The following is a 20,053-nucleotide window of genomic DNA, read 5'->3' as shown; positions in this document are numbered from 1 at the left end:
GATCAGCTTGAGGGTAGCGGAGCGTTATCCTCGACCCGAAACCGGTTGATCCGTCGCCGGTCCTCGCTGGGGCTCAAACCAAAGGCAGATCGGTAGTGCGTCACCAACGGCGTGACCGAGCTGTATCCGATGGCCGCGGCAATGTCGGCAATAGGGTCTTTGGTATAGACAACCATCTGACGGGCCGCCTTCATCCGCATGGACCGGAAATAATGGCTGGGGCTTTGCCCTGTGGCCTGTTTGAAGGCGCGCTCGATCTGGCGGGGGGTGACGCCCGTTTGATCCGCTATGTCCGCGATCGAGATTGGATTGCCGATACGGCTTGCGAACAGGTCGACACATCGGGCCACAAGCGGCGGCAGCTTTTCACCAGTGGCAGGTTTGCTTGCACTGGGCACCTGTTGTTGAACACCTTCCCCTCGCATCATCGGATGCTGGAACCAGCAGGCCACCTCATGCGCGACTTCGCCGCCCAACCGGTCCTGAATCAGATGCAGGGCCAGATCAAACGCGGCCGCCGCCCCGGCCGCTGTATACCGCGTGGCATCCGACACGATCACTTCGCGCCTTGCATCGATCTGTGGAAACTCGGCCAGAAACGCGGCTTCGTAGCACCAGTGCACCGATACCGGATGGCCAGTCATGACTCCCGACCGCACGAGCGGGAAAACGCCGCCGCTGATACCGCCCAGAATTGTCCCGTGGCGTGACAAAGCCCTCAACGCACCATTCCCCTGGGCAGGGTTTCTGAAGCCCGAGGTCGGACTGCTGAGCAGGAACAGAATATCAATCGGCTTACAGTCTGCGAGGTTGCGTTCAGCCTCAAAACGCACATGAGCGCTGGAGCTGACCTTTCCCCCGTTTTCCGCCACAAGAGACCAGCGAAATGCCTCTTGCCCGGCGATCTCATTTGCAGCGCGCAGCGGTTCGATGACCGAGGTCAGGCAAGCCATCGGAAAGCCATCGAACAGCAGAAACCCGATCTCAATTCTATTTTCTGTCAGCATGAGCGCTACACTATCAGTAAATCCTGGTTCGGCCCGGATTGCTCCTTGGCCGCTCTGGCCTGCGGAAACGGTTCGAACAAGTGTAGCAAAACTCGGAACGTGCGAAATCGAAAAAACGCGCAACAAACATGGTGAAAATCGGGGTCAGGTCCTGCATTCGGATTGACAGGCGGAAAGGAACAAAGGTTGCGCAGCGCCATTTGCCGGTCTGCCGATGCCGTAGATGCTGGACCCGTGACGGCTGAGACCCTAACGTGGCCTCAATGCTTCGCTATACCCTTAAACGACTGATCTCATTGCTTGCCAGCCTTGCCGTCGCCTCGGTGGTCATCTTCGCCGTGATCGAGGTCGCGCCGGGGGACCCGGCATCGTTCATGCTGGGTGTCAACGCGCAGGAGGATACGTTGGCCGCGCTGCGGGCTGAACTGGGTTTGGATGGATCCAGGGTGCAGCGGTATTTCAACTGGGTCGGAGGGATGGTAGCCGGAGATTTCGGCACCTCGTACACCTATCGTACACCGGTGTCGCAGATGATTGCGGACCGGCTGTGGGTATCGTTGCCCTTGGCTTTGTATGCGCTCACGCTGTCCACGCTGATCGCCTTTCCTGCCGGGATCTATGCCGCCGCGCGCCGGGGCAAGCCCGGGGATCTGGCGGTGATGGGGGCGACACAGCTTGGTATCGCTGTGCCCAATTTCTGGTTCGCGATGATGCTGGTGCTGATCTTCGCCATAAACCTGCGCTGGTTCAATGCCGGTGGGTTTGTTGGCTGGGGCGAGGGCCTTTGGGCGGGGCTGCGTTCGCTGACTTTGCCCGCCATTGCGTTGGCCCTTCCTCAGGCCGCGATCCTGGCCCGCGTTATGCGATCAGCGCTGCTGGATATTCTGGGTGAGGATTTCATGCGCACCGCGCGGGCCAAGGGATTGTCGCGTCGTCAGGCTCTGTGGCGGCATGGGGTGCGGAACGCGCTGATCCCCGTGCTGACGATCATCGGCTTGCAGTTTTCCTTCCTGCTGGCCGGGTCGATCATCATCGAACAGGTGTTCTACCTGCCGGGCCTCGGGCGGTTGGTGTTTCAGGCCATTTCGGCCCGCGATCTGATCGTGGTTGAATCGGTGGTGATGCTGCTGGTCTTTGCGGTGATCACCGTGAATTTTCTGGTGGATCTGGCCTACGCAGCCGTTGACCCACGGTTGAGGAGCCGGTCATGAGCCGCAACCTGATTCTGGGCGCGGCGCTGTCGTCGCTGGTGGTGCTGGCGGCGCTGATCTCGTTTGTCTGGACACCCTACGACTATGCCGCGCTGGATATCCCCAACAAACTTCAGACGCCCGATGCACAACACTGGTTTGGAACAGATCACTTCGGCCGCGACATGTTCTCGATGATCATGGTCGGTGCACGCACTTCGATTGCGGTGGCTCTGGTGGCCGTGGGGATTGGCATGGCGCTGGGCGTACCCCTTGGCCTGACAGCCGCCGCACGCAAAGGGTCGTGGTTGGATGAGGTGATCATGCGTGGCAACGATCTGGTCTTTGCCTTTCCCTCGCTGGTCATCGCCATCCTGATCACGGCTGTGTTCGGTGCCGGTGCCATCAACGCGATCATTGCGATCGGTATTTTCAACATCCCCGTCTTTGCCCGCATCACCCGAGGGGCCGCATTGTCGCTGTGGGAGCGCGAGTTCATCCTTGCCGCCCGTGTGTCGGGCAAAGGCGCAGCACGGATTTCAGCCGAACACATCCTGCCCAATGTCGCCAACCTGCTGATCGTTCAGGGCACCATCCAGTTTTCACTGGGTATTCTGGCCGAGGCGGGCCTGTCCTATGTCGGTCTGGGCGCACAGCCGCCGACGCCCAGTTGGGGCCGGATGCTGGCAGACGCGCAGACAATGGTCAGTTTTGCCCCGCATTTGGCTCTGATTCCGGGCTTGGCGATTATTGTCACGGTATTGGGTTTGAACCTGCTGGGTGATGGTCTGCGCGACTGGCTGGACCCAAGGATCAGGGTGGCGCGGGCATGACGTTGCTGCAAGTCGAAAACCTGTCCCTGTCGATCCACGGGGTGCCGATCCTGAAACAGGTCAACTTGTCCATCGACCCGGGCCAGATCGTGGCGGTGACAGGTGAAAGCGGCTCGGGCAAATCCATGACAGCACTGGCTGTGATGCAGCTTCTGCCAAACGGGGCAACGGCAGACGGCGTAATCCGACTGGATGGCACTGACCTGCTTTCCGAATCCGAGGCCGAGATGTGCGCCTTGCGTGGCGCGTCCATCGGGATGGTATTTCAGGAACCGATGACGGCGCTCAACCCGGTGAAAACAATCGGCGATCAGGTGATGGAGACCATCCTGATCCACAAGGCGATGCCTCCTGCTCAGGCCCGGACCCGCGCCGCAGAGGTTTTGACCCGGGTTGGCCTGCCACCCGACAGGTTTCCTCTGTCGCGCTATCCGCATGAGCTGTCGGGCGGGCAGCGTCAGCGTGTGGTCATCGCAATGGCCATCGCATTGCGCCCAAGGCTATTGATCGCGGATGAGCCGACTACGGCGCTGGATGTCACCACGCAGGCGCAGATCCTTGATTTGCTGAAAGGGCTGGTTCGCGAATATGATATGGGCCTGCTGATGATCACCCATGATCTGGCTGTGGTCTCGGACATGGCCGATCAGATTGTCGTCATGCGTCACGGCGAGGTCGTCGAAAGTGGCGCGACGCGAAACCTGTTTCGAGATATGCAGCACCCCTATACCCGTATGTTGTTCGAAGCTTCGGGTCATCAGGTCACCCTGCCTGAACCTACACAGCAACGCCCGCTTCTGGAGGTTTCGCAGGTCGTCCGGGATTACCGCCTTCCCCGCAAAGGTCTGCTGGATGCGCCGCGCCACCACCGCGCGGTGGATGGTGTCAGCTTTACCCTCAACCGAGGGGAGCGTTTAGGGCTGGTGGGCGAGTCCGGTTGCGGAAAATCGACCCTAACACGGGCTATTTTAGGGTTGGAAGAGATCCAATCTGGTCAGATTATGCTGGATGGTCAGCCGGTTTTCACCGGCCACAGGCCCAACCTTGCGGTACGTCGCAAGATGCAGGTCGTGTTTCAGGACCCCTATGGCAGCTTCAATCCCCGCCACCGTGTCGCGCGCCTGATTACAGAACCTTTTCACCTGTTGGAAACGCCACCAAAGGGGTCCGAACGCCAGGACCGGATTGCAGAGATGCTGACGGCAGTGGGCCTCGGCCCTGATGATGCGGGCAAATACATTCACGAGTTTTCGGGCGGGCAACGCCAGCGGATCGCTATTGCCCGCGCTCTGATCATTCGGCCGGAACTGATCCTGTTCGATGAGGCGGTTTCAGCCCTCGACGTATCGGTGCGCGCCCAAATCCTCGATCTGCTTGCCGAACTCTGCGAGGCTTATGATCTGACTTACCTGTTCATCAGCCACGATCTGAGTGTGGTGCGCACCATCACCGATCATGTTCTGGTGATGCAATCCGGACGAATTGTCGAACATGGCAAGACCGAACAGGTATTCTCGGACCCGCAGCATCCCTACACGCAAACCCTGATCGCCGCCGCGCCCCAATTGCCTGAAATCGGGAAGTTATTGGCGTAAAACCATTTGTTAGAGCCTGAACGGAGGCCAAAATGACCCAACCACTCTGGTTTGATCCCACCCTGTGCCTGATTGGCGGAAACTGGATACCTGCGACATCAGGCGACTCATTGCCTTTGACCAACCCGTCAGACGGGACCGAGATATGCAGGATTGCACGCGGCTCGGGTGTGGATATTGACGCGGCGGTCGCCGCCGCCAGATCTGCGCTAAAGGGCGACTGGGGGCGCAAGACGGCCTTGGAGCGCGGCCGCATCCTGACCCGGCTGGGTCAGCTGGTGCTGGAACGGGTGGACGATCTGGCGCGGCTTGAGGCGATGGATGTGGGCAAGCCCCTGACGCAGGCCCGCGCCGATGCCATCGCGCTGGCGCGCTATTGTGAATTCTACGGCGGTGCAGCGGATAAGGTGATGGGTGAGACCATTCCCTATCTCGATGGCTACACCGTCTATACACTGCGCGAACCCCATGGGGTGACGGGCCACATCGTGCCCTGGAACTATCCGATGCAGATCATTGGGCGCTCGGTCGGGGCCGCGCTGGCCATGGGCAACGCCTGCGTTCTGAAACCGGCAGAGGAGGCCTGCCTGACCGCGCTGGCCTTTGCCCATCTCGCGCAGCAAGCGGGTCTGCCAGCAGGTGCGCTGAATGTTGTGCCCGGCCTGGGGGCCGAGGCCGGTGCCGCATTATCCGGGCATCCGGGGGTCAACCATATCTCGTTTACTGGTTCGGTGGCCACGGGTGCATTGGTGCAGCAGGCCGCAGGGCGAAACGTTGTGCCTGTGACACTGGAACTGGGCGGAAAATCCCCGCAGCTGGTTTTTGACGATGCCGATTTGGATGCCGCCCTGCCGTTTCTGGTGAATGCGGGCATTCAGAACGCAGGACAGACCTGTTCGGCCTCGTCCCGCATTCTGGTACAGCGCGGCGTCTATGATCAGGTCAAATCCCGCATGGCCGAGGCCTATGAACAGCTCAGCGTTGGACCCGCGATGCAGGATCTTCGCGTTGGACCGCTGATTTCCGAGCGGCAAAAGCAGATCGTAAACAGTTTTCTGGACAAAAGCGCCGATCTGACCATTGCGGCAGAAGGGACGATCATAGTGGAGGCGCCGGAAACCGGGGCTTATGTCCGGCCCACCTTGTTTGCGGACGTGCCACCGGATCACCCGCTCGCCCGTGATGAAATCTTCGGCCCGGTCCAGGTTCTGATCCCGTTCGACACCGAAGAACAGGCTCTAATGATAGCCAATAGCACTGACTACGGTCTTGTCGCCAGCGTCTGGACACGTGACGGTGCGCGGCAGATGCGGTTGGCAAAAGGGCTGCACGCGGGTCAGGTCTTCCTCAACAACTATGGGGCAGGCGGCGGCGTTGAACTGCCTTTTGGAGGTGTGGGCAAGTCCGGCCATGGCCGCGAGAAAGGCTTTGAGGCGCTTTATGGCTTTTCGCAACTCAAGACAGTGGCTGCCTATCACGGGTAACAGCGCCCCGGTCTGTCAGATCAACGTTTTTTTCGCGCATATGCGCCCCAGAACAATCTCCTTGATCTCTTTAAGGGAATGGGCAACGGACAATTCAAAGGCGGCCGGTATCAGTGATTTGTCGTCTCAAGTCACTATTGGAGCAAAGACCGTTCGGGTCAGGACCAGAAAATCGCAATGAAGGACCCGGGTGGCACTTGGCATTCCCGCTCTGTTCTGGATTGTCGGCCTCCTGCTTGTAAAAGCGTCGAAACCAAAAGCGGGCGTCTCAACGCCGCTGTTACGCGCGCTTTTCACCGATCGAGGTTACGCCCAGAACATCCAGCACCCTGGCTTCGATCTGCTCGGCATTCATACCCGCAACGGCATACATGTCCGCGGGGCTGGCCTGATCGATGAAGATGTCAGGCAAGACCATCGAGCGGTATTTCAAGCCCCGATCAAAAACACCCTCATCCGCCAGAAGCTGTGCCACATGGCTGCCAAACCCGCCAACAGCGCCTTCTTCGATGGTGATCAACGCCTCATGATCCGCAGCCAGGTTCAGGATCAGGTCCCGATCTAGCGGCTTGGCAAAGCGGGCGTCTGCGATTGTTGGGCTAATGCCTTTGGCGGTCAGAGACTCGGCTGCTTTCTGAACTTCAGCCAGCCGCGTGCCAAAAGACAAAAGTGCGACGCGCGCGCCTTTCCGGATCAAGCGGCCTTTGCCGATCTCCAGTACCTCACCGCGTTCGGGTAAGTCCACTCCAACACCTTCACCACGCGGATAGCGGAAGGCAATCGGCCCTTCATCATGCGCGACAGCGGTTGCCACCATGTGCATCAATTCCGCCTCATCCGCGGCTGCCATGACGACCATGCCCGGCAGATTGGCCAAATAGGCAATATCGAACGACCCGGCATGGGTGGCACCGTCAGCCCCCACCAAACCTGCGCGGTCAATGGCAAACCGAACGGGCAAGCGCTGGATTGCGACGTCATGCACAACCTGGTCGTACCCTCGCTGCAGAAAGGTCGAATACATGGCGCAGAATGGCTTCATCCCCCCTGCCGCCAGCGCAGCCGAGAAGGTCACGCCGTGCTGCTCGGCAATCGCCACATCGAAACAGCGTGACGGGTACCGTTCGGCAAACAGGCCCAATCCGGTACCATCTGGCATCGCGGCAGTCACCGCAACGATCTTGTCATCGCGCGCGGCGGCATCCACCAGAGCCCTGCCAAAGACAGACGTGTAAGAAGGGGCGTTTGAAGGGGCCTTTTTCTGCTCGCCCGTAACCACATCGAATTTGGCTGTCGCGTGGCCTTTGTCGCGGGCCTGTTCGGCTGGTGCGTACCCTTTGCCCTTCTTGGTCAAGACGTGGATCAGGATCGGCCCGGTTGCCCGCGCCTTGACGGTGCGCAGAACCGGCAACAGCTGATCCAGGTCATGCCCATCAATAGGCCCGAGATAGGAAAACCCGAGCTCTTCGAACAGGGTCCCGCCCACGGCCATACCTTTCAGCATTTCCTTAGCGCGTTTGGCCCCTTCGCGGAACGGTTCGGGCAAAAGTGAAACAGCGCCCTTTGCGGCGGCTTTCAGATCGTGGAATGGCGCCTCGGCGTAGATTCGGGACAGATAGCTGGACAGGGCACCAACAGGGGGGGCGATGCTCATTTCATTGTCATTCAGAATGACGATCAGGCGTTTCTTCAGGTGACCGGCATTGTTCATCGCCTCAAAGGCCATGCCTGCGGACATCGATCCATCACCGATCACGGCAATGGCGTCGCCCAACCCTTCAGGGGTTACACCGCCCAGATCACGCGCCACGGCAAAACCCAGTGCAGCACTGATCGAGGTGCTGGAATGCGCGGCGCCAAACGGGTCATAGGGGCTTTCACTTCGTTTGGTGAAACCGCTCAGGCCATCTTTCATGCGCAGCGTGCGGATGCGGTCGCGCCGTTCGGTCAGGATTTTGTGCGGATAGCACTGATGGCCCACATCCCAGATGATCTTGTCGCGCGGCGTGTCGAAAACAGCGTGCAGCGCGGTTGTCAGTTCCACAACACCCAGACCCGCGCCCAGATGCCCACCGGTGACAGAAACCGCCGAAATCGTCTCGGCCCGCAATTCCTGCGCAACCTGATGCAGCTGCGCGTCCGAGAACCGCTTGAGATCAGCGGGGCGGTTCACAAGGTCCAGCAGGGGCGTTTTGGGGCGGTCAGACATTTGGCGCGTTCCTGGCTTAGCTGTCCCGGGCAATAACGAAGCGAGCGGCTTCCTTCAAGGTTTCTGCCGTCGGGCCATACCCGTCCAGTGCGGCACAGGCCTGATCAACAAGTTCACTGGCGCGGGTTCTGGCAGCATCCAAACCCAGAAGCGATACGAAAGTGGCCTTTCCCGCATCCGCATCTTTCTGAAGACGTTTGCCTGCCTTTGTCGCATCACCTTCAACATCAAGGATGTCGTCTGCAATCTGAAAAGCAAGACCAAGGGCTCGGGCATATTGGCGCAAGGGCTCTGGATCCGCTTTCGCCAGACGCGCACCCGCACAGGAGGACCATTCGATCAAAGCGCCCGTTTTGCCGCCCTGAAGCTGTGTTATCGCATTCAGCGTCAGAGGCTCAGAAGCGGTTTCCGCCGCGATATCAAGCGCCTGCCCCAAAACCATACCTTGCGCACCGCTTGCCCTGGCCAGTGTCAGTGCCAGATCAACGCGAATTTCTGCATCTCCAACCTCCGGCCGGGTACACAGCTCAAAGGCCAGTGTTTGCAGCGCGTCCCCGGCAAGTACAGCCGTGCCTTCATCCCATTTCACATGCACCGTGGGGCGTCCGCGCCGCAGATCGTCGTCATCCATGCAGGGCAGATCGTCGTGAACCAGCGAATAGGCGTGCAGGGCCTCTATCGCGGTCGCGGGCCAGATCGCGCGGGACTCGTCGATTTGGTGCAGGCGCGCACTTTCCAGAACCAGAAACCCGCGCAGCCGCTTACCGCCCCGGGTGGCGTAGGCCATTGCCCGTGTCACATCCAGATCGTCCAGCGCGCCCATTATCAGGTCAAGATGATCCTGAAGGCGCGCCGCGTCCTGCGCCAGTCTTTCCTGAAACATTTACTGACCTTCGACAGGTGTGGTCCCGGTCGGTTGGCCATTCGCGTCCAGAGTGATCGCGGCCACTTTTTCCTCGGCCCGCTTCAACTCGTCCTCGCAACGTTTTTTCAAAGCGGCCCCGCGTTCATAAAGCGCAATCGACTGATCCAGCGCCACGTCGCCGCGCTCAAGCTGACCAACCACGGTCTCAAGCTCTTTCATGGCCTGCTCGAATGTCATCTGCTCAACTGGGGTATCGGTCATCGTGCTGCCTTCATCAGTTCTTCCACATGGGCGCGTGTCGCCTCGGCCAGTGCGTTCAGATCATACCCGCCCTCCAGAGTCGAGACGATACGGCCCTGACACACCTCATCGGCTATCCCGCACAGCTCTGCCGTGATCCAGGCGAAATCGCCAGTCGACCAGTTGAGATTGGCCAGAGGGTCGTCCTGATGCGCATCGAACCCGGCCGAGATGATGATCAGCTCCGGCCGGAATGCCCGCAGGCGCGGAAAGGCCTGCGTTTCATAGGCGGATCGCATCTCAGCCCCGCCGGTGCCCGGGGCCAGCGGGATATTCAGAACGTTATCGTAAGCGCCTGCCTCGTCCGGGCGGCCTGATCCGGGCCATAACGGCATTTGCTGGCTGGTGATCACAAGGGCCCGATCTTCATCCCACAGCAGGTCCTGCGTGCCGTTGCCATGATGAACGTCGAAATCGACCACAGCGACCCGCTTCAGCCCGTGGTAATCCAGCGCGTGTTTCGCAGCCAGCGCCGCGTTGCCAAACAGGCAGAACCCCATGGCTTTCTCGGCTTCGGCATGGTGCCCAGGTGGGCGAATGGCACAAAATGCGTTCGGTGCCTCACCGCCCAAAACCAGATCAACGGCCCGCACCGCCGCACCCGCCGCGCGATAGGCCGCATCCACGGAACCCGGCGACATGAAGGTGTCCCCGTCGATCTGCGCAAACCCGTCAGTGGGGCGCGACGATCTGATGTCGCGGATATGGCTTTCGGGATGAACACGCAGCAAATCATCGTCTGCCGCCAGCGGAGCGGTCACGCGCTTCAGATCCAGCCCCTCCAGCGCGTGCAGGATATGCTCCAGCCGCGCCACCTGTTCCGGATGACCCTGGGGTGTGACATGTCCAAGGCAATCGGCATGTGTCAAAAGGGCGGTTTTCATCGGGATCCCATCTTCATCTGGCTAAAAATATCCTCGCCGAAGGCATTAATCGCCGCGCAGCGGCTCATTCAATCGGGTGCCAGCATATAGCCTGCGCCCCGGACTGTCTGCAGATACCGGGGCTGTTTCGGGTCCTGTTCGATCTTCCGGCGCAGGCGGGTGATCTGCACGTCCACGGCACGTTCTTGCGCCTGTCCTTTATCCCGGCCCAGATCTTCCACCAGTTTTGCACGGCTGATCGGCTCGCCAGGTTGGGCCGAGAAAATTTTCATCAGCTGGCTTTCGGTTGCCGTCAGGCGGACCGGCATTTCGCCCTGCCACATTTCACCACGTTCAATGTCATACCGGATGGGACCAAGATGCAGGATCTTCGCCGCTGTTTCCTCGGCCGGGGTTTCCGGCATTCGGCGCAGGATCGCATTGATCCGCAGCAACAACTCTTTCGGCTCGAAAGGTTTGGCGAGATAATCATCCGCCCCGGCTTCAAGCCCTGCAATCCGATGCTCGGTCTCGCCCTTGGCGGTCAACAACAGGATCGGTGTCGTATGGGTGTCACGCAGTGATCTGGTCAGACTGACGCCATCTTCGCCCGGCATCATCACATCCATGACGATCATGTCGAAATCCAATCCCGACAGAACCCGCCGCGCATGGGCCGCATCCCGTGCCGCTGTCACCAGAAACCCGTTTCGCATCAGGAATTTCTTGAGCAGATCGCGAATGCGTTCGTCATCATCAACAATCAGCAGATGGGCATCCATTTCGCTCATGAACTCGTATCCCGCAATTTCGTATAGGCATGACGCATATCAGCATCCATCATTGCTTCAAGTACTTTGCGAAACCCGGCCACGGCCTCGGGACCGGCATCCTTGAAGGCTGCGCGCATTCTTGTTCGTTGCGCATCGGACAACGTGGCCTCCAACGTTTCGCCCTTCTCCGTCAGAAATAGGTGCCGTTCGCGTTTGTCCACGGTTCCGACCCGGCTTTCCACCAGACCATCCTCGATCAATGTCCGAAGAACCCTGTTCAGAGACTGTTTTGTAACCCCGAGGATCGCCAGCAAATTGTTCACCGTGGTGCCCGGCGCACGGTTGATAAAATGGATCGCGCGGTGATGGGCGCGGCCATAGGCCATCTCGGACAGGATACGATCAGGATCCGCGGTAAAGCCACGATAGGCAAAGAACATGGCCTCGATCCCCTGCCGCAACTGTTCATCCGTCAAAAACAACAGGCTCTCGCCCCCATATCGCGGGGCTGGGCGGATTTCGGACATATCATGCCTCATTCGTTACTCGGGTTTGACTTTATGTCAGCGTTATTGACATTCCAAGGGCGGAGCGGTATCGAATCGCAGTTTTTGCGCAACATTGTGTCCGCATCGGACCTAAGTGGCGCAACAATCGGAAATTTAACCCGGTTCAGGAGGTTTCGCATGGCGGGGTATGATGATCGTGACGGTGTCATCTGGTTGGATGGTAAGCTGGTGCCCTGGCGCGATGCCAATGTGCATATTCTGACCCACGCGATGCACTATGCCTCATCCGTGTTCGAGGGTGAACGGGCTTATAACGGCAAGATTTTCAAAAGCCGCGAACATTCCGAACGTCTTATCGCCAGCGCCGAGGCACTGGACATGCCGATGCCTTACACTGTCGATCAGATTGAAGCGGCCAAGGAAGAGACCCTGAAAGCCAGTGGCCTTCAGGATGCCTATGTCCGCGCATTGGTGTGGCGCGGGTCTGGCGAAGACATGGGCGTGGCGTCGGCCCGCAACCCGGTACGGATGGCCATCGCGGTCTGGCCCTGGGGCGCCTATTACGGCGACGCCAAGATGCAGGGCGCAAAACTGGACATCGCCGAATGGAAACGCCCCAGCCCGGAAACCATCCCGGTTCATGCCAAGGCGGCGGGCCTCTACATGATCTGCACCATTTCCAAACACAAGGCCGAAGCCAAGGGATGCTCGGACGCGCTGTTCATGGACTGGCGTGGTTACGTGGCCGAAGCAACAGGTGCCAACGTGTTCTTCGTCAAGGATGGAGAGGTTCACACCCCGCTGGCGGATTGCTTCCTGAACGGCATCACCCGTCAGACCGTCATTCAGATGCTGAAGGATAAAGGCATCACTGTGCATGAGCGGCGCATCAAGCCCGAAGAAATGGCTGATTTCGAACAGTGCTGGCTGACCGGAACCGCGGCCGAGGTCACTCCGGTCGGGCAAATCGGAGATTACACTTTCGAAGTCGGCGACCTGACCCGCGAAATCGCAGAAGATTACGAAAAACTGGTCCGCTCGTAATAACTTGCAAAACCCCGCTTCGGCGGGGTTTTTGTTGCAGATCGTGCAAATTGTCGTGCAAAGCGTTCCGTGATCTGGACGATCGGATCAGTTCCCGTATCTTCACCCCATGTTGGACCTTCTCAGCGATATTCTCACCCGTCTGTCCCTGCGTGGCACGTTCTACTTCCGCACCTCGTTCACACCACCTTTTGGTATTCAGGTGCCGGAATTCGAAAACGTCGCGCGGTTTCATTTTGTTCAACGGGGTGAGCTCAAGGTCCATGTCTCATCCACCGGGGAAACGTTGCGGCTGCGGCAGGGGGATCTGATCCTGATCCCTCATGGGGCGCCACATGCGTTGTTGTGTGCCGAGGTCAGGCCACCGGATGCGCTCCCTCTGGAGCAGGTTCTTGAGATTGCCGGCTACAAGGGCGATGGCGTCCTTGTCTATGGCGGTGCAGACGAGGACCGGGACACGCAACTGATCTGCGGTCATTTTTCTTTTACCGGCCCGGCAGGGCGAAAAGGCACCGGGCATATGCTGATCGACCGCCTGCCACCCTACATCCTGATCGAGAATTATGGTGAAGAGGCCGGATCGTGGATGGAATCGACCCTGCGCATGATCGGATCCGAAGTGTCCGGGGCCCGTATTGGCGGCGATCTGATTGCGCTCAAGCTGTCCGAAGTTCTGTTTGCGCAGGCGATCCGAACCTATCTGGAACGGCAAAGCCCGCAGGACACCGCCCTTGCGGGCTTTGCGGATACGCGCATCTCACGCGCTTTGACGGCGTTCCACCAAGCGCCAGCGCAAGACTGGAGCGTTGCGGCACTGGCACGCGAATCCGGCATGTCGCGCACAGCCTTCTCTCAGTTGTTTGCCCAGAAGATGGGCACGACGCCGATGCAATACCTCACCGACTGGCGCATGCAGATTGCGTGCCATGGCCTTACAGAGGCACGATGGAACGTCGCAGATGCAGCAGCCGAAGTTGGATATGCCTCTGAGGCCGCGTTTTCCCGGGTTTTCAAGAAGCAGGTCGGCTTGTCACCAGCCGCATACAGGTCTATGCACTAAAACGCCGAGAATTCTGTACGATCTGCAAGATTTTTGAAACGATCAGGAATTCTGCGTTCGGGTCAGGCTTTCTATCTTTCTTTCGTCACTGATTGAAAAGAGGAAAATCTTATGTCCCTGCGTTTCGTTACCCGCTCTGTCCACGCGTATCTGGACTACCCGGTTGCCATTGCCCTGATGACACTGCCATTCCTGCTGGGATTGGGTCAATCCAACCCGCTGGCGCTGTGGTTTTCGGTAGTCACCGGCGTCGCCGCCTTTGTCCTGACAGTTCTGACCGACCATCATCTGGGAATTTGGCGCGTTCTACCTTACAAGTTTCACCTGGCCGTGGACCTGATTGTCGGCATCACCTTTCTGTTTGCACCCAGTGTACTGGGGTTTTCAGGATTGGATGCGGCGTTCTACTGGCTGAACGGTGCGGCTGTGGTTCTCGTCATCTCGCTCAGCGCGCCCGAGCAGGAAGTCGCTGCCTGAGCGCTGTTCCTCAGCACTGGCAACTTTGTCCAAATACTACCGAAATAGCTGAGCCGCCCGTTTTGTAAATCGGCGGCTCAGAGCAGAGAAGCGTGTTGACCGGTCGGGCGAATTTACTTGAAAAAGCCGACTGAATTCATCAGATTTATCCCTGCGCGGGGTGAGGTCACAGATGACAGACACGCTTGACGAAATCATGGCCCGGCATGATGCGCTGGTTGCGTGCGGGTGCAATTGTTGCGAAGGCGACTATTGCGCCTATGCCGACCGCCAGAACCGGGACACAGCAACCGCTGAAGAAGCCCGCACACAAGGCACCGCGCATCAACGCAAGTCGTTGCGATATATCTTTGAAACTGTGCGAAGCGGCAGAGGATAGCAGCGCAGCAGTTTGGGCTGCGCTGTTGCAAGGTTCAGAAATCCACCCCGCGCTGGGCTTTGATTCCCGCCTGGAACGGGTGCTTTTCTTCGGTCATTTCGGTGACCAGATCTGCATAATCACGCAGCGCCTGCGGTGCGTCACGGCCTGTCAGGAACACACTCGTCTTGTCCGAACGCGCGTTCAGCCCTTCTATCACCTGCTCGACCGAGAGATATTCATAGCGAAGCGCGATGTTGATCTCGTCCAGAACCACCAGATCGTATTCGCCACTTGCCATAAGGGCGCAAGCCTTGTCGAAGGCGGCATTGGCGGCTGCAATGTCGCGCTCGCGGTCCTGCGTGTCCCAGGTAAACCCCTCACCCATCGTGTGCCAGGTGACCAGATCACGTTCTTCGAAGAAACGGCGCTCGCCGGTTTTCCACTTGCCCTTGATGAACTGCACCACGGCGACCTTCTGACCCCAACCAAGCGCGCGGATGACCACGCCAAAGGCCGCTGATGACTTGCCTTTGCCCTTGCCGGTATTGATCAGAACAAGGCCGCGTTCGGGGTCGACGGCCTCGGACACTTTCTTGCGGTGCTGGGCCTGCACCTTTTGCATCTTTTCCTTGTGATCCTGCGCGTCGCTCATTGGGGAACCTCTTTGATTGTCCGGCCCAACCTAGGGGAAGAATGCAAAAGGTAAAGTCACGCTTTGGGGTCCGTGACAGAACGCGCCTTGCCACGCTCCAGCCCCAGCTGGTGTTCGCGCCAGATCACAACAACATTGCCTGCGATCACCAATGCGGCCCCGATCAGGATCGCAACGGTGGGCAATTCATCAAACGCGAAATAACCGATCACAATCGCAAAAAGCATTGTTGCATAGTCATAAGGTGCCAGCATCGATGCCTGTCCAAACCGATACGAGGACGTGACCAAGATCTGTGCAACTCCGCCAATCAGCCCCATGGTGATCAGTATTAGAGCCTGATTCAGTGTAGGCATTGTCCATCCCCAGATCGCCGTCAGCGCCGAAAGCAGCGTCGCTGTCAGCGAGAAATAGAACACGATTGCGGCAGGGTGATCGACCTTGACCAGTTGGCGGATGTGGATCTGCACAAAGGCCCGGGCAAAGGTCGCGCCCAGTACGCATAGCGCTCCGATGGTTGCAGCCGTTTCCATCTGAGTGCTGCCAAGCCGGGGCCAGATCATGATCATCACGCCAAGCAACCCAAGTGCCACGGCACCGATGCGAATCATGCGGATGCGCTCACCCAGCATCACGGCGGCCAAAATCAGGGTGAAGATCGGCGTGGCGTAACCGATTGCGGTGACTTCGGGCAGCGGCAGCAGGCTAAGGCCGGTGAATGTCAGCCCCATGGCGCTGGTCCCCAGAACCCCGCGCCAGAAATGCCCCATGGGTTTCTTGACGACAAAGCCTTGCGCCAGCTCTCGGCGCGCGGTCAGCCACAGAATGATGACCGGAATAGCAAACAGGGACCGGAAGAACACCAATTGGCCCGGCGGGAATTCGTCAGATAAGGCTTTGACCAGGGCCGACATCGACGTGAAAAGGAACAGCGCGCCAAGCTTCAGCGCCACAGCCAGCAAAGGTCGATGCGATGTTAAGGGTTTTGTCATCGGCGCGACCCTGCGCCTTTGCAGAAAAAAGATCAACGGGGTGGATCAGGTGATGGTCCACGACTTCGGTATCGATGCGCCAATTTCCGCTGCAAAATCCTCAAGGAACTGAAACATTCGGCCCGCCCTTGCCTGCGCAATCTGCTTGCCTGCATCCGTCAGCATGTCGTCCGGCAGGGTCAGCAGCTTAACCTTCCAGTGATCAATCGAATACCGCAGATCGTCCAGCGGGCGCGCTTCTGCGAATGGATCGGCCGGATCATAGAGAACACGCCCCAAAGCACCTGATACAGAAAATGTGCGCGCAATCCCGATGGCCCCCAAGGCGTCAAGGCGATCCGCATCCCTCAGAATCCGCGCCTCGAGCGTTTCGGGTGGGATGTTGGCCGAGAAGCTATGGGCCGCTATCGCATGTTGCGCGGCCTGAACCTGATCGTCGGAAAAGCCCAGTTTTGCCAGAATAGGCCCTGATTCAGCAGCAGACTGGCGTGAGGCAAACAGTCGGTTCGGGTCATTCTTGGGTAGGTTGACCAGATCATGAAGATAACAGGCTGCCAACAGGACGGGGATGTCCACCTGAGCGTCTGCAATGGCCTGAGCATTGGTCCAAACACGATCCAGATGGGCCAGGTCATGGGCCGGATCAGTTTCCATGCGTTGCGCGACAATGGCACGCAAACGCGCGCGCAGATCAGCCGATCCGTCCACGGTTTTCTCCGATCTGACCACGGTGCAGCAGTAGGTGGTCCAGGATGACACAAGCCATCATCGCCTCACCGACAGGGACAGCGCGGATGCCAACACAGGGGTCATGACGGCCCTTGGTGATGATCTCGGTCTCTTCACCGGATTTTGTAATGGTTTTGCGGGTGGTCAGGATCGAAGAGGTCGGTTTTACCGCAAAGCGCACGACAATGTCCTGCCCGGTCGAGATGCCGCCCAGAATCCCACCTGCGTGGTTTGAGCTGTATTGCGGACCATTCTGACCCATGAAGATTTCGTCGGCGTTGGCTTCGCCAGTCAGTTCGGCGGCAGCCATGCCTTCGCCGATCTCGACACCTTTGACAGCGTTGATCGACATCATCGCAGCCGCAAGATCAGTGTCTAACTTGGCGTATATCGGCGCCCCAAGCCCTGCGGGGACACCGCGTGCCACAACCTCGACCACGGCCCCGACCGAGTTGCCGGATTTGCGCAGGTCATCCAGATAGGTCGCCCAATCCCCGGCCGCCTGTTCATCAGGCGCCCAGAACGGGTTCTGTTCAATCTGCGCCCAGTCGAATTTGGCGCGGTCGATCTTGTGCGGACCGATCTGGGTCATGTAGCCGGTGATCTGCACATTCGGCGCAATCTGCCGGATGGCCTCGCGCGCCAGTCCACCCGCGGCCACGCGCGACGCGGTTTCCCGGGCTGAACTGCGCCCACCCCCGCGATAATCGCGGATGCCGTATTTCTGCCAGTAGGTGATATCGGCATGGCCCGGACGGAACTTGTCCATGATGTCGCCGTAGTCTTTCGAGCGCTGATCGGTGTTTTCGATCATCAGTTGCACGGGCGTGCCTGTAGTTTGGCCTTCGAACACGCCAGAAAGGATCTTGACCTGATCCGGTTCGCGCCGCTGCGTTGTGAACTTGTTTTGCCCCGGTTTGCGCTTGTCCAGCCAGTGCTGGATCATCGCCTCGTCAATCGCAACGCCCGGCGGGCAACCGTCGACAGTGGCGCCCAAGGCGGGCCCATGGCTTTCACCCCAGGTGGTGACGCGGAAAAGATGGCCAAAGCTGTTCATCGACATGGGGCGTGCTCCTTTGCGGATCGTGATTAGCGGGCAAGGCCCCCGGCCTCAAGCGGATTTGGCCGTTGACGGTTTGAACGCCGCCCGTCGGGCGGCGCATTTTTGAGTATTTTCGAAAAGATGAAGATCAGGCGGCCTGCGCGACTTTCGCACGGGTTTCCGAGATCATCAGCGCGGCCTGAGCCGCTTCGCGCCCTTTTTGTACGAAATGGTCGCGGTAGATCGCATTGTGATGATTGGTTTCCTGATATTGGTGCGGGGTCAGCGAGACCGAAAGGACAGGAACCCCTGTATCAAGCCCGGCGCGCATCAGGCCATCGACCACGGCCTGCGCAACGAAATCGTGCCTGTAGATGCCGCCATCAACGACAAAGGCAGCGCAGGCGACGGCGGCATAGCGCCCGGTCCGGGCCAGATCACGGGCCAGCAGGGGCATCTCGAACGCGCCGGGAACGTCGTAGACATCGACTTGTTCCGAGGGGACGAGTTCGAGGAAGCCGTCGAGCGCGCGGTCAACAATATCGGAATGCCAGTTGGCTTTTACAAAAGCATAGCGGGTGTGTGTCATCATGATCTCCTTTCAGTTTGGTGGCCTGCTGGCAGTCGCGAGAACCGGTTCCCACTTTTAGCTGCCAGCCCGGCATGACACGTCACCCAAGGCGATCACGAGCAGGAGCGCCGGTTCACCGGCGCGGCTTGCACGTTCTCTTTCATCCGGACTTTGACCGTCGGCTCTGGCGTCTCACCAGATCTGCTGACACCCCGAAAACCGGGGCCGCTCGCGGGCTTACGGGTCGTGGCCCGCATACCGCCGGTGGGGAATTCCACCCCGCCCTGAGAACGAGGCGGACCTTGCCAAGAACTGTCCGACGCTGCAAGAGATTTGACAGGAGGACACTCATGCACCCTAACCCCGTTTTTCGCGCCGAGGATCGTGCGCGTCATGTTGAATTCGCCCGCGACCGGGCGTTTGGCGTTCTGGCACTCTCTGCGGAAGAGGGCCCGTTATTAAGTCATGTCCCGTTTTTGTTGTCCGAAGACGGATCAATGGCTGACCTGCATCTTGTGCGCTCGAACCCTATCGTGCGTGCGCTGCACGAACCGCAGCGCGCAAAGATCGCGGTGCAGGGGCCGGATGCATATATTTCGCCCGATTGGTACGGGGTCGAAGATCAGGTTCCGACATGGAATTATGTCGCCGTACACCTGATCGGAAAGCTTGAGCTACGCCCGCAGGACGAGTTGCGTGACGTACTTGACCGCCAATCTGCATTCTACGAAAAGCGGCTGCTGCCCAAGGCCCCATGGGTCACGGGAAAAATGTCCTCGGACGCGCTGAACAAGATGATGCGCATGATCGTTCCGTGCCGCATGCAGGTTGAAGATATTCAGGGCACGTGGAAGCTTGGTCAGAACAAACCCGAAGGTGCGCGAAATGCTGCCGCTGATCAGGTGTCCTCTGGCTTTGGCAGTGAAATCGCCCGGCTGGCCGCCTTGATGCACAAGGCTTAACCAGCATCAGGCGCCGGGTTTACTGGGGGCTGAAGGTAGCCAGATAAGCGGCAATATCGTCTGCACCGGTCTTGAGTTTGACGCTCATGTTCGGACGGGCAGTTTCGTCATCCAGAAATTCCTTGATGAAGCCGATCGGATCCTGCGCATAAGCAACGATGTTTTCCTCGGTCCAGACCAGACCCGCTTCGCCGGCACGGATCATGTCATCCGTGAACATGCCGATCGGCAGGCGCTCGCTGCCATAGCGATAATCGTTTTCGGACCCGGCCACGCGACCGACGACGCCATACAGATTCGGGCCGGTGATTCCACCTTTGACCAGAACTTCACCATCCTTGATGATCGCATGACACGAAGAACAACGGTTATATATCGCCTCACCTTTCGCGGGGTCGCCCGCGGCAAGGGTCTGAGAGGGCAGGGCCATTGTGCACAAGGCAGCGGCCAGAATGATCTTTGACATTGGGGTCTCCTTGCAGGAGTTCGCACGCCTTTTGCGCTGTCCTTTATTCGCGCGGAAAGTGCAACAGGT

General features: G+C 59.0%; 22 protein-coding genes and 1 riboswitch. Of the genes, 9 read left to right on the top strand and 13 right to left on the bottom strand.

The window, feature by feature from the left end:
• Nucleotides 1-2 precede the first annotated feature (2 nt).
• Nucleotides 3-1,007, bottom strand: coding sequence for a GlxA family transcriptional regulator (locus ACR0AD_RS13415; protein ID WP_480482737.1), 1,005 nt, complete (start codon nucleotides 1,005-1,007; stop codon nucleotides 3-5).
• Between the two features lie 263 nt (nucleotides 1,008-1,270).
• Here ACR0AD_RS13415 and ACR0AD_RS13410 point away from each other — a divergent pair, with 263 nt between their 5' ends.
• The 4 genes from ACR0AD_RS13410 to ACR0AD_RS13395 are packed head-to-tail and all read left to right on the top strand — an operon-like array spanning nucleotide 1,271 to nucleotide 6,109.
• Entirely contained in the window at nucleotides 1,271-2,218 is a 948-nt protein-coding gene (locus ACR0AD_RS13410) for an ABC transporter permease (RefSeq protein ID WP_480487848.1), read from the top strand.
• Nucleotides 2,215-3,030 (top strand): ABC transporter permease, encoded by an 816-nt coding sequence (locus ACR0AD_RS13405; RefSeq protein ID WP_480487846.1) that lies wholly within the window; start codon nucleotides 2,215-2,217, stop codon nucleotides 3,028-3,030. Before ACR0AD_RS13410 ends, ACR0AD_RS13405 begins: the two co-directional genes overlap by 4 nt.
• Nucleotides 3,027-4,625, top strand: coding sequence for an ABC transporter ATP-binding protein (locus ACR0AD_RS13400; protein ID WP_480487844.1), 1,599 nt, complete (start codon nucleotides 3,027-3,029; stop codon nucleotides 4,623-4,625). The genes ACR0AD_RS13405 and ACR0AD_RS13400 overlap by 4 nt, the downstream gene beginning before the upstream one ends.
• A 32-nt stretch (nucleotides 4,626-4,657) precedes the next feature.
• Nucleotides 4,658-6,109 carry an aldehyde dehydrogenase family protein gene (locus ACR0AD_RS13395; protein ID WP_480487842.1) on the top strand — a complete coding sequence of 484 codons (1,452 nt, stop codon included), beginning with the start codon at nucleotides 4,658-4,660 and terminating at the stop codon, nucleotides 6,107-6,109.
• 280 nt (nucleotides 6,110-6,389) lie between these two features.
• Here ACR0AD_RS13395 and dxs read toward each other — a convergent pair whose 3' ends face one another.
• The 6 genes from dxs to ACR0AD_RS13365 all read right to left on the bottom strand — a co-directional run bounded on the left by dxs (nucleotide 6,390) and on the right by ACR0AD_RS13365 (nucleotide 11,646).
• Entirely contained in the window at nucleotides 6,390-8,318 is a 1,929-nt protein-coding gene (dxs, locus tag ACR0AD_RS13390) for a 1-deoxy-D-xylulose-5-phosphate synthase (RefSeq protein ID WP_480487840.1), read from the bottom strand.
• Nucleotides 8,319-8,334: 16 nt separating this feature from the next.
• Nucleotides 8,335-9,201, bottom strand: a complete 867-nt coding sequence (locus ACR0AD_RS13385; protein ID WP_480487838.1) for a polyprenyl synthetase family protein — start codon at nucleotides 9,199-9,201, stop codon at nucleotides 8,335-8,337.
• Nucleotides 9,202-9,444, bottom strand: coding sequence for an exodeoxyribonuclease VII small subunit (locus ACR0AD_RS13380; RefSeq protein ID WP_267363166.1), 243 nt, complete (start codon nucleotides 9,442-9,444; stop codon nucleotides 9,202-9,204). It lies immediately after the preceding gene.
• Entirely contained in the window at nucleotides 9,441-10,367 is a 927-nt protein-coding gene (locus tag ACR0AD_RS13375) for a histone deacetylase family protein (RefSeq protein WP_480487836.1), read from the bottom strand. Before ACR0AD_RS13375 ends, ACR0AD_RS13380 begins: the two co-directional genes overlap by 4 nt.
• A 68-nt stretch (nucleotides 10,368-10,435) precedes the next feature.
• Entirely contained in the window at nucleotides 10,436-11,137 is a 702-nt protein-coding gene (locus tag ACR0AD_RS13370) for a response regulator (RefSeq protein ID WP_209506983.1), read from the bottom strand.
• Nucleotides 11,134-11,646, bottom strand: a complete 513-nt coding sequence (locus ACR0AD_RS13365; RefSeq protein ID WP_209598920.1) for a MarR family winged helix-turn-helix transcriptional regulator — start codon at nucleotides 11,644-11,646, stop codon at nucleotides 11,134-11,136. The genes ACR0AD_RS13370 and ACR0AD_RS13365 overlap by 4 nt, the downstream gene beginning before the upstream one ends.
• Nucleotides 11,647-11,805: 159 nt before the next feature.
• On the opposite strand from ACR0AD_RS13365, the gene ACR0AD_RS13360 reads away from it, so the two are divergent.
• From ACR0AD_RS13360 to ACR0AD_RS13345, 4 genes are all read left to right on the top strand, one after another.
• On the top strand, nucleotides 11,806-12,672 hold the full coding sequence (locus tag ACR0AD_RS13360; RefSeq protein ID WP_480482753.1) for a branched-chain amino acid aminotransferase: 867 nt from the start codon (nucleotides 11,806-11,808) through the stop codon (nucleotides 12,670-12,672).
• Between the two features lie 109 nt (nucleotides 12,673-12,781).
• Nucleotides 12,782-13,732 (top strand): AraC family transcriptional regulator, encoded by a 951-nt coding sequence (locus tag ACR0AD_RS13355; protein ID WP_480487834.1) that lies wholly within the window; start codon nucleotides 12,782-12,784, stop codon nucleotides 13,730-13,732.
• Between the two features lie 111 nt (nucleotides 13,733-13,843).
• A complete protein-coding gene (locus ACR0AD_RS13350) occupies nucleotides 13,844-14,209 on the top strand; it encodes an SPW repeat domain-containing protein (protein ID WP_480487832.1) in 366 nt (121 codons plus the stop codon).
• Nucleotides 14,210-14,381: 172 nt separating this feature from the next.
• Nucleotides 14,382-14,588, top strand: coding sequence for a hypothetical protein (locus ACR0AD_RS13345; RefSeq protein WP_267363171.1), 207 nt, complete (start codon nucleotides 14,382-14,384; stop codon nucleotides 14,586-14,588).
• Between the two features lie 34 nt (nucleotides 14,589-14,622).
• On the opposite strand, the gene cobO is transcribed toward ACR0AD_RS13345, so the two are convergent.
• The 5 genes from cobO to ACR0AD_RS13320 form a co-directional block, all read right to left on the bottom strand.
• Nucleotides 14,623-15,222, bottom strand: coding sequence for a cob(I)yrinic acid a,c-diamide adenosyltransferase (cobO, locus tag ACR0AD_RS13340; protein WP_267363172.1), 600 nt, complete (start codon nucleotides 15,220-15,222; stop codon nucleotides 14,623-14,625).
• Nucleotides 15,223-15,278: 56 nt separating this feature from the next.
• The gene (locus tag ACR0AD_RS13335; protein ID WP_480482758.1) at nucleotides 15,279-16,214 is read right to left on the bottom strand and encodes a DMT family transporter; all 936 of its coding nucleotides are present in this window, start codon (nucleotides 16,212-16,214) and stop codon (nucleotides 15,279-15,281) included.
• 45 nt (nucleotides 16,215-16,259) lie between these two features.
• Complete coding sequence (locus ACR0AD_RS13330; protein ID WP_480487829.1) at nucleotides 16,260-16,922, bottom strand: HD domain-containing protein; 663 nt, start codon at nucleotides 16,920-16,922, stop codon at nucleotides 16,260-16,262.
• Nucleotides 16,906-18,006, bottom strand: coding sequence for a chorismate synthase (aroC, locus tag ACR0AD_RS13325; RefSeq protein WP_480482762.1), 1,101 nt, complete (start codon nucleotides 18,004-18,006; stop codon nucleotides 16,906-16,908). The genes ACR0AD_RS13330 and aroC overlap by 17 nt, the downstream gene beginning before the upstream one ends.
• 127 nt (nucleotides 18,007-18,133) lie before the next feature.
• Complete coding sequence (locus ACR0AD_RS13320) at nucleotides 18,134-18,574, bottom strand: 6,7-dimethyl-8-ribityllumazine synthase (protein WP_480487827.1); 441 nt, start codon at nucleotides 18,572-18,574, stop codon at nucleotides 18,134-18,136.
• Nucleotides 18,575-18,704: 130 nt separating this feature from the next.
• A riboswitch (FMN riboswitch) is annotated at nucleotides 18,705-18,852 on the bottom strand.
• A gap of 54 nt (nucleotides 18,853-18,906) precedes the next feature.
• Here ACR0AD_RS13320 and ACR0AD_RS13315 point away from each other — a divergent pair.
• Nucleotides 18,907-19,518 carry an FMN-binding negative transcriptional regulator gene (locus ACR0AD_RS13315; protein ID WP_480487825.1) on the top strand — a complete coding sequence of 204 codons (612 nt, stop codon included), beginning with the start codon at nucleotides 18,907-18,909 and terminating at the stop codon, nucleotides 19,516-19,518.
• Between the two features lie 19 nt (nucleotides 19,519-19,537).
• On the opposite strand, the gene ACR0AD_RS13310 is transcribed toward ACR0AD_RS13315, so the two are convergent.
• Entirely contained in the window at nucleotides 19,538-19,984 is a 447-nt protein-coding gene (locus ACR0AD_RS13310; RefSeq protein ID WP_480482769.1) for a c-type cytochrome, read from the bottom strand.
• Nucleotides 19,985-20,053 lie beyond the last annotated feature (69 nt).

The sequence above is a fragment of the Ruegeria sp. BH8 genome, from assembly GCF_056538065.1.
Note: the sequence above shows the minus strand (reverse complement) of the source record. Positions and strands in the feature narration are given on the sequence as shown.